Source organism: Nonomuraea roseoviolacea subsp. carminata (assembly GCF_024172185.1).
Classification (GTDB): domain Bacteria; phylum Actinomycetota; class Actinomycetes; order Streptosporangiales; family Streptosporangiaceae; genus Nonomuraea; species Nonomuraea roseoviolacea.
Genome location: NZ_JAMZEC010000001.1, coordinates 2249934 through 2263097, shown reverse-complemented (window position 1 = coordinate 2263097; position 13164 = coordinate 2249934). Strand labels below are relative to the sequence as shown.

Annotated in this window: 12 protein-coding genes; all 12 read left to right on the top strand. The window is 73.2% G+C overall.

Annotated features, from left to right (window positions below):
* Positions 1-183 precede the first annotated feature (183 nt).
* The 12 genes from HD595_RS10225 to HD595_RS10170 all read left to right on the top strand — a co-directional run bounded on the left by HD595_RS10225 (position 184) and on the right by HD595_RS10170 (position 13026).
* Positions 184-849: a hypothetical protein gene (locus HD595_RS10225; RefSeq protein WP_253767904.1), complete on the top strand. Its 666-nt coding sequence runs from the start codon at positions 184-186 to the stop codon at positions 847-849.
* 1 nt (position 850) lies between these two features.
* Complete coding sequence (locus HD595_RS10220; protein WP_175600551.1) at positions 851-1567, top strand: CpaE/TadZ family protein; 717 nt, start codon at positions 851-853, stop codon at positions 1565-1567.
* Positions 1564-2859: a TadA family conjugal transfer-associated ATPase gene (locus HD595_RS10215; RefSeq protein ID WP_253767903.1), complete on the top strand. Its 1296-nt coding sequence runs from the start codon at positions 1564-1566 to the stop codon at positions 2857-2859. The genes HD595_RS10220 and HD595_RS10215 overlap by 4 nt, the downstream gene beginning before the upstream one ends.
* A complete protein-coding gene (locus tag HD595_RS10210; RefSeq protein ID WP_253767901.1) occupies positions 2859-3701 on the top strand; it encodes a type II secretion system F family protein in 843 nt (280 codons plus the stop codon). The genes HD595_RS10215 and HD595_RS10210 overlap by 1 nt, the downstream gene beginning before the upstream one ends.
* Before the next feature lie 320 nt (positions 3702-4021).
* A complete protein-coding gene (locus HD595_RS10205) occupies positions 4022-4942 on the top strand; it encodes a type II secretion system F family protein (protein ID WP_253767899.1) in 921 nt (306 codons plus the stop codon).
* Positions 4942-5163: a Flp family type IVb pilin gene (locus HD595_RS10200; protein ID WP_253767897.1), complete on the top strand. Its 222-nt coding sequence runs from the start codon at positions 4942-4944 to the stop codon at positions 5161-5163. Before HD595_RS10205 ends, HD595_RS10200 begins: the two co-directional genes overlap by 1 nt.
* 317 nt (positions 5164-5480) lie before the next feature.
* The gene (locus tag HD595_RS10195; protein ID WP_253767895.1) at positions 5481-5873 is read left to right on the top strand and encodes a TadE/TadG family type IV pilus assembly protein; all 393 of its coding nucleotides are present in this window, start codon (positions 5481-5483) and stop codon (positions 5871-5873) included.
* A 239-nt stretch (positions 5874-6112) separates the two neighbouring features.
* Complete coding sequence (locus tag HD595_RS10190) at positions 6113-6481, top strand: TadE/TadG family type IV pilus assembly protein (RefSeq protein WP_253767893.1); 369 nt, start codon at positions 6113-6115, stop codon at positions 6479-6481.
* A 125-nt stretch (positions 6482-6606) separates the two neighbouring features.
* On the top strand, positions 6607-7098 hold the full coding sequence (locus HD595_RS10185) for an Rv3654c family TadE-like protein (RefSeq protein ID WP_253767891.1): 492 nt from the start codon (positions 6607-6609) through the stop codon (positions 7096-7098).
* Between the two features lie 1109 nt (positions 7099-8207).
* On the top strand, positions 8208-10982 hold the full coding sequence (locus HD595_RS10180) for a hypothetical protein (RefSeq protein ID WP_253767889.1): 2775 nt from the start codon (positions 8208-8210) through the stop codon (positions 10980-10982).
* A gap of 230 nt (positions 10983-11212) precedes the next feature.
* Positions 11213-11896, top strand: a complete 684-nt coding sequence (locus tag HD595_RS10175) for a hypothetical protein (protein ID WP_253767887.1) — start codon at positions 11213-11215, stop codon at positions 11894-11896.
* Entirely contained in the window at positions 11893-13026 is a 1134-nt protein-coding gene (locus HD595_RS10170) for a hypothetical protein (protein ID WP_253767885.1), read from the top strand. The genes HD595_RS10175 and HD595_RS10170 overlap by 4 nt, the downstream gene beginning before the upstream one ends.
* Positions 13027-13164: the final 138 nt, after the last annotated feature.

Genomic DNA, 13164 nt, shown 5'->3' with positions numbered 1-13164 from the left:
CACATAGCCCCAAAATGCCAAGGCCGTCAACTTGGTAGAAACAATAAGCATTGAATACGTTGAGTTGACAGGTCCCCACCTGCGAAACGAGCATGGTTCCTCGCATTCCCGCCCCGCCTCGCGGCCGGGCTGCACATAATGGCGTGAATTCCGAAAATTCCACTTAATGGGAGCCCCCCACCCATGAGGACCAGCGAAAAGCCCGCCGTCGACGCGGCGGGGCTGTCCGGCCCGGCCTCGCGCAAGCTGCCCGTCCCGCCACGTGAGCGGAAGCCTGCGCTGGCCGCCCTCGCGGTGCTCCTGATCCTCGGCGGGGCGCTCGCGACGACGCTGCTCGTCATGCGCAGCGGCGACCGGATCTCCGCGATCCGCGTCACCCAGCAGATCGGCGCTGGTCAGCGGTTCACGGCGGACGCCCTCCAGGAGGTGCAGATCGCCGACACCGGCCTCGACTACGTGAGCTGGGCGCAGCGGCAGCAGGTGCTCGACAGCTTCGCCGCGGTGACCATCCTCCCGGGCACGCTGCTCACCAACACCATGGGCGTGCGGGCCAGCTCCGAACTCGTCCCTGGCAAGGCCAAGGTGGGGCTCGCGCTCAAGGCCGGGCAGGCGCCGGCCGGGCTGCGGCAGGGCGACCGGGTGCAGGTCGTCTACGTTCCCGCCCGTACGAGCCAGGCCGAGAGCCGGGTGCTGGCCGACAAGGCGCTCGTCTTCAGCGTCGGCACCCCCGGCCGCACCGGCGGCACCGGCCTGATCACCGTCGTCGTCGACGCCACCGCCTCGCCGGAGATCCTCCGCTACGCCTCCAGCGGCGAGATCGCCGTGGCCGAGCTGCCGGGAGCGCGCTGACGTGGCGCTCATCGTGCTGGCCGCCGACAAGGGCGCGCCCGGAGTCACCACCGCCGCCACGGCCCTGGCCGCCGTCTGGCCGCGGCCCGTGCTGCTGGCCGAGTGCGACCCGGCCGGCGGTGACATCGCCTACCGGCTCCCCGCGGCCGACGGCGGCGTGCTCAACCCCGGCAAGGGCCTGCTCACCCTCGCCGCCGGCGCGCGGCGCGGCCTGGAGCCGGGCCAGATCCACCAGCACACCCAGAAGATCGTCGGCGGGCTGGACGTCCTGGCCGGGCTCACCCACGGTGAGCAGGCCGCCGGCCTGACCTGGCTGTGGGGCCCGCTGGGCCGGGCGCTGGCCGCCATCCCCAACGCCGACGTGATCGCCGACTGCGGCCGCCTCGGCGCCCATCCCCAGCTCGGCGACCTGCTCGCCGAGGCCGAGACCGTGCTCCTGCTGACCAGAGCCACCCTCGACCACGTCGCCCACCTGCGCGAACGCCTGTCCATCACCAAGGCCCACGGCGTCGTCGTGATCGCCGACCCGCGCAACTACCGCTCCTCGATCGACGACGTCCGCCGCATCGTCGGGCCGAGCGTGGCGTTCGTCCACGGCCTCGCCCACGACCCCAAGGGCGCCGAGCTGCTGCGCGGCCAGTGGGGCGGCCGCCTCGACCGCTCCCTGCTCATCCGTACGGCACGCGACCTCGCGGGACGGCTGGTGAGCCACCCGTGATCGACCACAGCCTCGTCAAGCGGTTCCGGCAGGAGGTCGGCGACCGCCTGGCCCACCAGCGCCGGCTCGACCAGGCCAACGGCCTGGCCGCGATGACCGGCGAGGACGAGCGCCAGTTCGCCCGCGCGCTCATCTCCCAGGTGCTGGAGGAGCACGCGCGCAGCGAGATCGGCCTCGGCCGCACGCCGCCCACGGTCGAGGAGGAGGAAGGGCTGGCGGCGGGCATCCACGCCGCGCTCTTCGGCGTCGGCCGCCTCCAGCCGCTGCTCGACGACCCCGACGTCGAGAACATCGACATCAACGGCTGCGACCGCGTCTTCGTGAGCTACGCCGACGGCCAGGAGCTCATGCACGAGCCGGTCGCCGACTCCGACGACGAGCTCATCGAGCTGATCCAGATCCTGGCGGCCTACTCCGGCCTGTCCAGCAGGCCGTTCGACACCGCCAACCCGCAGCTCGACCTGCGGCTGCCCGACGGCTCCCGGTTGAGCGCCGTCATGGACGTCACGATCAGGCCCGCCGTGTCGATCCGCCGCGCCCGTCTGGGCAAGGTGCTGCTCGGCGACCTGGTCGGCAACGGCACCATCAGTCCCGAGATCGGCAGGTTCCTCACGGCCGCCGTCGCCGCGCGCAAGAACATCATGATCGCCGGTTCGACCAACGCCGGCAAGACGACGCTGCTGCGCGCCCTGGCCAACGAGATCCCGCCGACGGAGCGGCTCATCACCGTCGAACGCGCCCTGGAGCTCGGCCTCGACCAGTTCCCCGAGCTGCATCCCAACGTGGTGGCCTTCGAGCAGCGCCTGCCCAACTCCGAGGGACAGGGCGAGATCACCATGGCCGAGCTGGTCCGCCGTTCCCTGCGCATGAACCCCAGCCGCGTGATCGTCGGAGAGGTCCTCGGCGACGAGATCGTCACCATGCTCAACGCCATGACGCAGGGCAACGACGGCTCCCTGTCCACCATCCACGCCAACTCCAGCATGGAGGTGTTCAACCGCATCGCCACCTACGCGCTGCAGGCCAGCGAGCGCCTGCCCATCGACGCCACGCACATGCTCATCGCCGGAGCCATCGACTTCGTGGTGTTCGTGGAGAAGCGCAACGACTACCAGCGCGGCGGCACTCTGCGCCGGTACGTCTCCAGCATCCGCGAGGTCAACGGCTGCGACGGCCGCGTGCTGTCCAGCGAGGTGTTCGCCCCCGGGCCGGACGGTCCGGCGGCGCCACACGCCCCGATCGCCTGCCTGCAGGAGCTCATCGCCCACGGCTACACCCCGGGGGTGTGGTGATGACCGGCCTCGACCCGCTCGCCCTGCTCACCGGCGCCGCCGTCGGCGGCGGCCTCTACCTGCTCGTCCTCTCCCTGTACGGCATGCGGCCCCGGCCCGCCCGGCAGCGGCGCGACCTGGTCAGGATGCTGACCACGCGCGGCGCGATCGCCGCCGTGGCCGCGGCCGTGGTCCTCGCGGTGACCCGCTGGCCGGTGTTCGCCGCGGGCACGGTGCTGCTGGTGTTCGCCTGGCGCGGCCTGTCCGGGGGCGCCGCCGAGGAACGCGCCGCCATGCGCCGCCTCGAAGGGCTGGCCGCCTGGACCGAGTCGCTGCGCGACACCATCGCCGGCGCCGCCGGTCTCGAACAGGCCATCCCGTCGTCCATCAGGGCCGCCGCGCCCATGCTCCGGCCCCACCTGCGCGCCCTCATCGACCGCCTGCACACCAGGATGGCCCTGCCCGACGCGCTCGCCCTCTTCGCCGACGAGCTCGACGACCCGTCCGCCGACCTGGTGGTGGCGGCGCTCATGCTCAACGCGCGGCTGCGCGGCCCCGGCCTGCGCGACGTGCTGGGCGCTCTCGCGGTGTCGGCGCGCGAGGAGCTCGACATGCGCCGCCGCGTCGAGGCCGAGCGCCGGGCCACCCGCCGCAGCGTGCAGATCGTGGTGATCACCGCGCTGGTGTTCGCGGGGCTGCTGGTCGTGTTCAACCCGTCGTACGTCAGCGAGTACACCGGTCTGCTGGGCCAGGCCGTGCTGGTGGTCGTGGCGGGGCTGTTCGGGGCCGGGTTCGCCTGGATGCGGCGCTTGGCCCGCTTCGACAAGCCCACGCGGCTGCTCGTCGGAGGCGGCCGTGGATGACGTACTGACCGGAGGGAGGCGGGAGGCCGGCCCGGCTGCGACGGAGGGCGGCCCGGTTGTGACGGAGGGCGGCCTTGCTGTGACGGAGGGTGGGGCTGTGATGGCGCCGCAGGGCCTGCTGGCGGTGGTGGCTGAGGGCGCGGTGGTGATGGCGTCGGGTCGTCCGGACGCTCCCGCGGTCAGGAGCGTGCCTGTGGCGGCGTCGCGTCGTCGGGGAGTTCCCGCAGTCCGGAACGTGTCCGTGATGACGTCGGGTCCTCCGGGGGTTGCCGCGGTCAGGAGCGCGCCCGTGGTGGCGTCGGGTTGTCCGGGAGGCGGCCGTGGTTGAGGGAGTGCTGGCGGGCGGTGTGTTCGGCCTCGGGCTGTTCCTGCTGGTACGGGCGTTGTTTCCGGCCCGTCCCGGCCTGGTGGCGCGGCTGCTGGCGATCGAGGCCGTGCGCGAGGACACGGGCGCGCCGCGCGTTCAGCTCGTGACCGCCGAGGAGGAGGTCAGCGCCTTCCGGCGGGGTCTCGGCGTACGACTGGCACGTCTGTACCGGGCGCGCGGCTGGGAGGTCCGCTCCACCAAGTCCGACCTGGCGCTGGTGGGACGGTCGTTCGAAGGGTTCCTGGCCACCAAGGCGCTGCTCGCCGCGGCCGGGCTGCTGGCCTTCCCCGTGCTGATCGCCTGGCTGTTCCTCATGGGCTGGGGGATGTCGCTGACGATCCCGTTCTGGGTGGCCGTGGCGGCGGCAGCCGTCTTCTTCTTCCTGCCCGATCTTCAGGTCAAACGCGATGCGGCGGCCAAACGGCGCGACTTCCGGCACGTCGTCAGCGCGTTCCTGGACCTCGTCTCCATGAACCTCGCCGGCGGGCGCGGCGTCCCCGAGGCGCTCATGATGGCCGTCACCATCAGCGGCGACCAGCCCAACTGGGCGATGTCCCGCATCCGCGAGGCGCTGAGCGGCGCGCGGATCGTCGGCATCACGCCGTGGCAGGCGCTCGGCCAGCTCGGCGAGGAGATCAACGTGGACGAGCTGCGCGACCTGTCCGCCGCGCTCGGCCTGGTCGCCGACGACGGGGCCAAGGTGCGCGCCTCGCTGACGGCCAGGGCCGCCACTCTGCGCCGCCGCGAACTGGCCGAGGTCGAGGGCCGGGCGGGCGAGCGCTCCCAGTCGATGCTCGTGGCGCAGCTTCTGCTCTGCGCCGGGTTCGTGATCTTTCTCAGTTTTCCGGCCGCTATGAAGATGTTGGGGTCCTGATGAACCATCCCTGGATCGTCTACCTGCGCGCGTACCTCGGCGTACGCATCCACCGCGCCCGCAACGCGCCCAGCCGCGGCGCCTCGGCCGTCGAATGGGTGATCATCACCGCGATCATCGCCGGCGTCGCGCTCGGCCTGGCCACGCTCATCCGGACGCTCGTGGAGCAGAAGCAGGGCGACATCCAGAACAGCTTCGGTGGCGGCAACGGCAACACATGATCGCCGCCCGCCCCCGTCTCCGCTCCCGACCGCGCTGGCGTAAGGCCGGTGCGCGGGTTTCGGGCGCCCGCTGGGGCTCGCAGGGTCTTCGTCCGCGCTCCGGGGACGCTCATCCGGAGTCGCAGGCTGCGTGCTCCGGGGGTGAACGCCCGGGCTCGGAGAGGGCTCTTTCGCGCTCCGGGGGCGTACGCCTGTACTCCCAGAGGACTCGTGCTCGTTTCCTGGGCGCTCGCCCGTGCACCCAGAGGGCTCGTCCGGGCTTCGGGGCTGCTCCCGGGCGCTTCGGTAAGCGGTCCGGGCGCGAGCATGGTGCCACCGTGATCGAGCTGGCGCTGCTGATGCCGGTCGTGCTCGCCGTCGTGCTGCTCATCGTGCAGGTGGCGCTGTGGTTCCACGGTCGCCAGGTGGCCGAGGCGGCGGCCCGCGAGGGCGCCCGTGTGGCGCGCTCGGCGCCCTTCGACTCGGGCGACTGGGAGACGGCGGCCACGACCAAGGCCACGGACGTCATACGCGCCATCGGGCCGCGGCTGCTGGCCGGCGCGACGGCGACGACGTCCGAACGCGAACCCGACCAGCGGTGGGTCACCGTGACCGGCAACGCGGTGCAGGTCATCCCGCTGCTGCCGCAGCTCACGTTCACGATCACGGCCACGTCGGGTGGGCCGGTCGAGTGCTTCCGTCCCGACAACGGGGGCGACGACTGCCAATGACGGGGAACGGGGCGGGAGCGTACGGCGCGGCGGGATGCTGCCGGGCCGGAATGTGCGGTGCCGTCGGCGGTGGCCCGGCCCGGGGTGAGGCGGTTGGTCGTGAGCCGGTACACGGGGCGGTCGGTTGTAAGCCGGTGCATGAGGCGGCTGGTTGTAAGCCGGTGCATGGGGCGGCAGGTCGTAGGCCAGTACGTGGGGCGCTCGGTCGTAGGTCGAGGTGGCGGGGGGATCGCGGGTCCATGGCGGTGGAGACCGTCATGCTCGCGCCCGTCTTCCTGCTGTTCCTCATGTTCCTGGCCGGGGCCGGGCGGGTGGTGGAGGCGCAGGGCGAGGTCAACGGCGCCGCCCGCGACGCGGCCCGCGCCGCCTCCGTGCAGCGTGATCTCGACGCGGCGGGACGGGCGGCCGAGGAGGCCACCACCGCGGCGCTCCAGGGGAGTTGCACGCAGCCCGCGGTCTCGCTCGGCAAGTCCCGCTTCGAGGCGGGCGGCCAGGTGTCGGCCGAGGTCACCTGCGAGCTCGACCTCGGCTTCCTCGGGTTCGGGGCCACGCGGCGGATGACGGGGACCGCCGTGGTGCCTCTGGAGCAGCTCAGGAGGGTCGAGTGAACACGCTTCGACGCAGCCGGAAGCTGAGCCGGGGGGCGCCCGCCCACCCGACGACAGCGGAATCGTCGGGCTGGTGGGCGATTGTGCCAAGCGGGGGCGCCGTACTGCCGCGGTGGAGGGTGGGTGTGTCGGGTCTTGGCGTCGTACCGCTGGACCTGAGCACCGGTCACCCGTGCGGGCAGGCGGAAGCGCTGGCCGCGAGGGGCGGGTGGGAGCGCGGGTCCATGTCGGTGTTCACCGTGCTGTTCTCCGTTGTGGTGTTCATGCTCGCCGGGCTGCTGGTCGACGGGGGAGCGGCCATCAACGCGCGGCTTCGGGCGGCCGACATCGCCGAACAGGCCGCCCGCGCCGGAGCGGACAAGATCGACATCGACCACCTGCGCGCGACCGGCGAGACGCGGCTGCTCGACCAGGGCCAGGTCTGCGCCCGCGCCGACGAACTGATCACCGCCCAGGGCGGTGACGGGGTGGGCTCAGCCTCGTGTGAGGTGGGCGGCGACCAGGCCGTGGTCACGGTCGGGGTGAACGTCGCCTGGCGGGCGTTCTTCCTGGGCGCGCTCGGGTTCCAGGGCGGCGAGATGCGCGGGGAGGCGTCGGCCGGGCCCGAGGCGAGATGAGCCAGACCGATTCCCGCCGGTCGATGGATGCGGGAGCGACGAGCACCCACGCTTGAACGGAGAAAGGAGAGGCGATGCCGACGCCAGAGCCACCCGGACCGCCATGGCGCGACCCCACCGGCGACCGGCCACGCCTCCCCGGCGGTCCGGTTCCTCCCTCTGCGCGGGGGGTGGGTGATTCGCCGGGTGCTTCTGGCTCGCGGCGATCGGGGGACTCCTTTGAGCCCTCCGCGGGTGACCGGCCTGCCGCGGGGCCGTGGCGGGCTCCGCGTCCCTCCGAGTACTCGGGGGACTGGCGTTCCGGGGGAACGGGGCGGGGGCGGCCCGGAAAGGAACGTTCCGCGGATGAGGTCTCCGATGGTGAGCTCTCCGCGGATGAGCTTTCCGAGGGCGAACGGGCCGTGGCGGATCCGCGTGGACGGGCGGGTGCGCGTGACAGCGGCTTGAGGCAGGCTCGGGGATCCGGCGGTGATGAGGCGCGGGAGTGGATGTCCGCGCAGGAACGGGTTCGGGAAGCTTGGGAGAGCCGCGAACGCGAGCGGGAACGGCAGGCCGACCGGCGGGACCGCGAAGGGCGGGTCGCGCGCGGAGGCAGGCGAGGCGCTGAGCGGGACGAACGGCCAGCGGAGCAAGGGGCGGCGGCGCGAAGGCTGGAGGAGCGAGGGGCGGCAGGGCATGAACGAGGCGGGCCTAGGCAGCTGGGTCCCGAGCAGGAGCGCGGCTTCGGGCAGGAACGCAGCCAGGGGTCCGGGCAGGGGCGTGGCTTCGGGAGTGGGCGAGGAGAGTCCAGGCAGCCGGGTCTTGAGCGGGAGCGCGGCTTAGGGCAGGGGCGCAGCCAGGGGTCCGGGCGGGAGCGTGGCTTCGGGCAGGGGCGTGGTCAGGGGCCCGGGCATGCGCGGGTCTCCCCCCGTCGAGGCCCTGGGGACGTGGCTGCCGGGCTCGGGGCCCTGGTCGTTCTGGTTGCGCTCGTCGGTGGTGTGCCGTACGCGCTGCTGAGGTTTGCCGGGCCGCCCATCGCCCCTGAACTGCTCGACCTGGACCTGCTCACCAGCAGTGTCGGGCCGTCGACGATTGTGGCCGTTCTTGTCTTGTTCGTGTGGATTGCTTGGTTGCAGCTCGTCGCGTGCGTCATGGTCGAGGTGTACGCGGGGGTGCGCCGGGTCGGAATGCCAGCCCGTGTGCCGTTCTCCGGGACGACCCAGGCGTTGGCCAACCGGCTGGTCTCGGCGGTCCTGCTGCTGTTCACCGCCGGAGCCGTGGCCGTGCCCATCGCGCGCCTCGGCATGACGCCGCCCGCCGCGCCGCCCGTGGCTGTCGTCGCCTTCACCGCGCCGATCGCCGACCAGCACGAGGAGCAGCCGCACACGGCGCGCGTGAAGAAGGTGTACGTCGTGCAGCCACCCCACGGCCGCCACCACGAGAGCCTCTGGGAGATCGCCGAGAAGTGCCTCGGCGACGGCCGCCGCTACCCCGAGATCTTCCGGCTCAACCAGCACAAGGAACAGCCCGACGGCGCCCGCCTGCGGATGGCCGACCTGATCAGGCCGGGCTGGGTCCTCGACATGCCGGACGACGCCCACCACGCCCACGTCGTCCCCGCCGACCAGGCGCGGGCGCAGATCTTGCGCGAGCACCCGGGTCGGGTCTCCACCGGCCCGGGTCGCGCCGCCGACGAGGTCCGCCAGGAGGCCACGCACCAGACCCCGAAGCACCACGCTCCCCAGCGGCAAAGCCCCGAGCACCACCACCAAGCCCCGGAACAACAGCAGCGGCAGGAAGAGCAGGGTCTCGACCTCGTCGACTATCTGGCCGGCGCCTCGCTGGCCGCCGCCGGGCTGCTGGCGCTGCTCGGCCGGCGGCGCCGCGAGCAGCTGTGGCGGCGCGCGTTCGGCCGTCGCATCGCGCGCCCGCGTGGCGACGCCGCCAGCGCCGAGGTCGCGCTGCGCATCGGCGCCGACGCCCCCGGCACGCGCCTGCTGGACATCGGTCTTCGGGTGCTGGGCGCCGAACTGGCCGCGCAGGGGCGCACACCGCCGACCGTGTACGCGGCGCACCTGTCCGCCCGCAACCTCGACCTGTGGATCCACCCTCCGGACGGCGACGCCCCCGCCCCGTGGACCGTGCAGGACGGTGGCCAGGTGTGGCGGCTGGCCGCGCACGAGGGACGCCTGCTGGCCGAGCGCTGGGACGCCGCAGCCGCAGCCACAGCCGCACCGGTAGTCACCGCCTCTGCCGCAGCCAAAGCCCGGGCCGTCGCCGCTGCCACCGGGGAGGTCGGTGAGGTCGGTGGGGTCGGCTCGGCGGGTGGCAGGTCCGGCGATGCCCCGTATGCGGCTGGCGGGTCGAGTCCCATGCGGGGTGCGTCAGGTCATGTCCCGTATGCGGCTGGTGAGTCGGGTCCGGTGAGCGGCGGATCGGGTGGTGTGCCGTATGCGGGTGGCGGGCTCGGCTCGGCGGGTGGTGTCGCCAATGCGGGTGGTGGATTCGGTCCGGTGGGTGGCAGGCCGGGGGGCGCGCCGTACCCCGGGCTGGTGTCGCTGGGCACTGACGCGGGCGGCAGGGTGCTCGTCGACCTGGAGGCGGCACAGGGCCTGATCAACATTCGCGGCCCGCAGACCACCGCGGCGCTCGCCGCGCTGGCCGTCGAGCTGGCGACCAACCGCTGGTCCGACGGCATGAGGATCACGCTCGTCGGGTTCGGTGAGGAGCTGACCGCGATCGCGCCCGACCGGGTGAGGTCGGTGGGCAGCCTGGCCGAGGTGCTGCCGGAGCTGGAGGCGTCCGCCGCCCCCCGCCAGGAGGTGCTGACCGGCCGCGTCACGGGTCGCCGGCGCGACGCCCACTTCCTGCTGTCGGCCGTCACCCCCACCCAGGAGGAGGCCCGCCGGCTCGCGCTGCTGGCCCGCAACGACACGGCCGGCTACGTGGTGACCGGCGACGTCCCCCACGCCACCTGGACCCTGGAGATCACCCCGGAGGGCAAGGCCAGGATCGCCGAGCTGGGGTTCGAGGTGACCGCCCAGCTCCTGCCGCGCCGCCACTACCAGGCACTCGTCGAGCTGTTCCGTACGGCCGGCCGGTACGACGGCGAGCCGATCACCGACGCCGAGCCGCTGGAGGACCTCCAGCCCCCGGACGTGGAGGTGCGGATGCTCGGCCCGATCGAGATCGCCGGGCTCCGCCCGCTGGAGGAGGGCCGGATGGCGCTGGCCGCGGAGATGCTGGTGTATCTGGCCACGCATCCCGGCGGTGTCCACCCGGTCGTGCTGGGCGGTGTGCTGTGGCCGCGTGGCGTGCAGGCCATGGTCCGCGACGCCACGATCGCGCGGGTGGCCGACTGGCTGGGCGCGGCGCACCTGCGGGTGGACGAGGCCGGCCGGTTGAGCCTCGGGCCGGGGGTGCGTACGGACTGGGCGCTGTTCCGCGAGCTGGTGCGCCGGTCGCACCGGGACACGGCGGCGCGGGCCATCCTGCTCGAACGGGCGCTCGGGCTGGTGCGCGGGCCGTTGCTGAGCGGGCGGCCGCCGGGCCGGTACGCCTGGCTGGCGGCCGACGACCTGGAGTACGACGTGTCGGCCGCCGTGGCCGACGCGGCCCATCGGCTGTGCGAGCTGCGGCTCGCGCAGCGGGATCCGGAGGCGGCGGTGGCGGCCGTACGGGCGGCGTTGCTGCTCGCCGCCGACGACGAGGGGTTGTGGCGCGACCTGCTGCGCGCGACGCACGCGACGCGCGACTTCGTGCGGTTGCGTGCGGTGGTCGACGCGCTGACCAGGAGATCGGGGGCGTACGCCTACACCGGCGGGCTGGCGCCGGAGACCGAGGCGCTGATCGACGAGCTGCTGCCCGCCTGGCGCATCCACATGGTGAGGGAGTCGACGGCATGACATCCGCAGGAGGGTTCCGTCTGAGGGGGATGGTTGGCGGCGCGGCGGCTGTGTTGGGGTTCTGGCTGCTCGGGATGGTTGGCCGCGCGCCGATCGTGCGGGGGTCTCGGTTGATCGGGATGGTTGGCGGCGCGTCGGCTGTGCCAGGGTTCCGGTTGAGCGCGACGGTTGGCGGGGCGCGGATCGGGCGGGGGTCGCGGCTCGGTGAGAGGGCCGCGGGTGTGCTGTGGGTGAGACGTTCCGGGTGGGGCGTGGCGCTGGTGGTGGCCGCGTCCGTCGTGCTGGCCGGGTGCGGTGAGGCGGCGCGCCCGTACACGCCGGGGGAGGGCACGGGCGCGCCTTCCGTCGCCGCGACCGGCGAGCCGGGCGCCCCGAGCAGCAGCGACACCGCCAGCACCCCGCCGACTGCGGAAGGCTCGGGCGAGCCGTCGGCGAGCAGTCCGGCGGTGCCGCGTGGCACCCAGACGGTGCGGATCGGTGACGCGCTGCGGGTCCGCATCGAGTGGCCGTCCGATGCCGACCCGCTGGTGCGGCTCGTCGCCGACTACTACGTGGCCTCGCGGCGAGCCGTGGTCACCGGTGACGACGGTTACCTCGACAACCTGGAGTACGACGCCGTGGACATCGCCGGACGGTGGGTGGACGAGTTCGCCGACCAGGAGCGGACCCTGCGCGGCGTCGCCCGCCTGTACAACCTGCGCGTCGCGTCCGTCATGGGGAAGGGCGCGCAGGTCAACGCGTGCGTCGACGAGACAGGAGTGCGCCTGGTGTCCACGCGCACCGGCAAGGCGGTCCCGCGGCAGCCCGCCTGGACGCGTGCCCCGTACATGCAGGGCGTCGCCGCGCACCGCTACGACGGCGGTGTGTGGCGCATCCGGACCTTCGTGACCGGTGAGGAAGGGTGCACCCGATGAAGCCACTGATCGCGACGCTGGTCGCCGGACTGCTGGCGACCGCCGCAGCGGGCGCCCACGCGAATCCCCCGGCGATCGACGGCGCCGTCGCCGCGGACGCCCGAGGTGCTGGGGCTGCCTCGGTCGCCGCCACGGGTTTCCGCAACGTTCAGGTCGCCACTGCGGGTGTCCGCAGTGTCGAGGTCGCCGCCGCGGGTGTTCACGGCGTCGCCGCACCCGTACGCGGAAAGGCGCCCGCGCGTGACCCCGGCGGCGGTTCCCCCGAGGTGACGGGCGCGCAGAAGGGCCGCACCAGTGTCATCAACCTCAAGAACTCACGGATCGTCCTCAGCGGCAACGGCGTCAGGGCCGGCCGGCGCGACGGCTACCGGCTGACCAGCCCCTGCTGGTACGAGCCGGGCCCGACCCCGGAGGAGATGCTCAAGCAGCAGTCCGACTCGGCCACCCACTTCAACCGGATCAAGGCCGGCGAGGAGAGCTTCCTGCGCTTCCTGGAGCAGTTCAAGGACAAGATCGGCAAACCCGGGCGCTGGTGGACACCCGCCTACAACGAGGACGACCCGCGCGGTATCTCGTGCTGGACGGGCCTGGAGATGTTCGTCTTCGTGCCGCCCAACACCACGCCGCCCCAGGGCATCACGATCCGCGAGCTGACCGACATCGCGCGGGCCGCGCTGACGGTGCCCGAGCCCAAGGTCCGGCTGAACCCCGACGCGAAGAGCTTCGTGAACCTGCCCACCTGGGTGTGGCTGGACGGCGTCGGCGAGACGAGGCGAACGGCCACGGCGACCCTGCCCGGTGTCATGAGCGCGACCGTGGTGGCCACGCTCAAGAGCATCGACATCGACCCGGGCACCTCCGGCGACCGGGCGAAGGTGGCGGAGGACTGCGGGCCGGCGGGCAAGCCGTACGTCAAGGGTGGCACGTACACCTGCGGCGTGAGCTACCTGCGCGCGTCGCTCGACCAGCCGCGCGAGGTGTACCAGCTCACGGTGACGACGGTCTGGCCGGTGCAGGTGGCCGACCCGGGCGTGAACGTGCAGTACCAGCCGGTGCGAGTCGGCGTCACGCGCGACGTGCCGGTCGGTGAGGTGCAGAGCAGCGTCCGCGACGACGGCGCCACCGGCTGAGCGGGCGACCTGAAGGCCGCGCAAGGGTGCCACCGGTTGAGCGGGTGACCTGGGAGCCGCGCAACGGTTCCACCGGTTGAGCGGGCGACCCGGGAGCCGCGCAACGGTGCCACCCGCTGAGCGGGCGGCCCCTGGCGC

Bases quoted from the DNA above. Each gene is read 5' to 3' on its own strand.
- HD595_RS10225 (WP_253767904.1), top strand. From the start codon at position 184: ATGAGGACCAGCGAAAAGCCCGCCGTCGACGCGGCGGGGCTGTCCGGC.
- HD595_RS10210 (WP_253767901.1), top strand. From the start codon at position 2,859: ATGACCGGCCTCGACCCGCTCGCCCTGCTCACCGGCGCCGCCGTCGGC.
- HD595_RS10200 (WP_253767897.1), top strand. From the start codon at position 4,942: ATGAACCATCCCTGGATCGTCTACCTGCGCGCGTACCTCGGCGTACGC.
- HD595_RS10190 (WP_253767893.1), top strand. From the start codon at position 6,113: ATGGCGGTGGAGACCGTCATGCTCGCGCCCGTCTTCCTGCTGTTCCTC.
- HD595_RS10170 (WP_253767885.1), top strand. From the start codon at position 11,893: ATGAAGCCACTGATCGCGACGCTGGTCGCCGGACTGCTGGCGACCGCC.